The 1,848-nt window shown below is 36.4% G+C and carries 1 protein-coding gene; it reads left to right on the top strand.

The features are described from left to right. Positions 1-1,848: non-ribosomal peptide synthetase (locus ACFSQJ_RS14330; protein ID WP_377767660.1), on the top strand; the 1,848-nt coding region annotated here is incomplete at both ends.

Here is a 1,848-nt window from a genome sequence, read left to right as displayed (position 1 = left end):
TACTCCAAGAGTTTAACGACACCAAGGTTGATTTTCCAAAAGATAAAACCATAGTCGATTTATTTGAAGAACAGGTAAAAAAGACTCCAAACAATATTGCCGTAGTGTTTAACAAGCAAGAATTAACCTATAGTGAGTTAAATGAGAGGTCCAATCAATTAGCAGAATATCTACGAAATCATTACAGTGTCAAACCCAATGATCTCGTAGCTTTAAAACTGGGCAGAAGTGAGAATCTGTTAATCGCTATTTTCGGGATTTTAAAATCGGGAGCGGCTTATGTCCCGATGGATACGAATTACCCAAAGCGTTTCATCGAGTATATAGAAAAAGATAGCAATGCAAAACTAGTTATTAACCAATCCTTTTTTGAAGCTTTCCAAAAAGAAAAGGGTAAGTATACAAAAGAAAATACAAGTTCAAAAATCACACGTCATAATTTAGCTTATGTAATTTATACTTCTGGTACCACAGGTAATCCTAAAGGAGTGATGATCACTCATGGTAACACTGCTGAATTATTGCATTGGGCAAAACAAGAATTTAATCCAGAGAGATTCAATATAGTCTACTCCTCTACCTCACATTGTTTTGATATTTCCGTTTATGAAATGTTCTATCCTCTTACCATAGGCAAAAAAATCCGTATTCTTAACAATGCGTTGGAGATAGAAAAAAGCCTAAAAAACGACACAGAAGTTTTAATCAATACCGTTCCATCCAGTATCCGTAGTCTTATAGACAATAAAGTCAGCTTGGAAAATGCAAATATCATCAATTTAGCAGGGGAATCTTTCCCTGTGGATGTTGGAAACAGATTAGTAAAAACGAAAGTAGAAGTACGGAATTTATATGGTCCCTCAGAGGATACTACTTACAGTACAATATACAAGTTAAATAAAGATAAGAACTATACGACTTCCATCCCTATAGGAAAACCTATATCTAATACGAAACTTTACATTTTGGATGATCACCTGGAGTTAGTACCGATAGGCGTTTCAGGGAAGTTATACATTTCTGGAGATGGTATGGCCAAAGGGTATCTAAACCGTGAGGAGTTAACCAAGGAAAAGTTCATAGCCAACCCTTATGAAAAAGGACAAAGAATGTACGATACGGGGGATGCAGCTATGTGGCTTGCAGACGGCAACGTTGCTTTTTTAGGCAGAAAAGATCATCAAATTAAATTAAGAGGCTATCGCATAGAACTAGGGGAGATTGAGAATTCCATTCTCTCCTATTCTGAAAGCATCAGCCAAGCAGTAGCACTCGTTAAAAATGAAACATTAGTTGTTTACTATACAGTAAAGAACACTACGGATAAAGATGATTTAAAAAATCATCTTAGAACAAGGCTGCCTAATTATATGGTTCCCGGTCATTTTGAGCTTATGGAGTCGATTCCCTTAGCACCTAATGGTAAGATAGACAGGGAAAAACTGGAAAGCCTAAGTATTGATTACAGAACTAGTTCCAATTATATAGCACCAAGAAATGAAACAGAGCGGCAACTGACAGAGATATGGCAAGAGGTCTTAGGGATTGAGAAGGTTGGCATACAAGAAAATTTCTTTGAATTGGGAGGTCATAGTTTAATGATTGCTCAAGTAATCAATCAAATCTATAAACAACTTAACGGAAACATTACGTATAAGGAATTTTTCCAAAATCCAGTGCCAGAAGCCATTGCCAAAACAATAAAGAGAAAAAGCTACGTATCGATACCGAAAGCTAAAAATCAGGAATACTATCCATTGGTACCTTCCCAGCATCGGATTTGGGTACTGAGCCAATTAGATGAAGGATCACAGGCTTATATCATGTCAGGAGCTGTTCTTCTTAAAG

Origin of the sequence: Croceitalea marina, from assembly GCF_042684265.1 — a bacterium.
Lineage (GTDB): Bacteria > Bacteroidota > Bacteroidia > Flavobacteriales > Flavobacteriaceae > Croceitalea > Croceitalea marina.
Note: the sequence above shows the minus strand (reverse complement) of the source record. Positions and strands in the feature narration are given on the sequence as shown.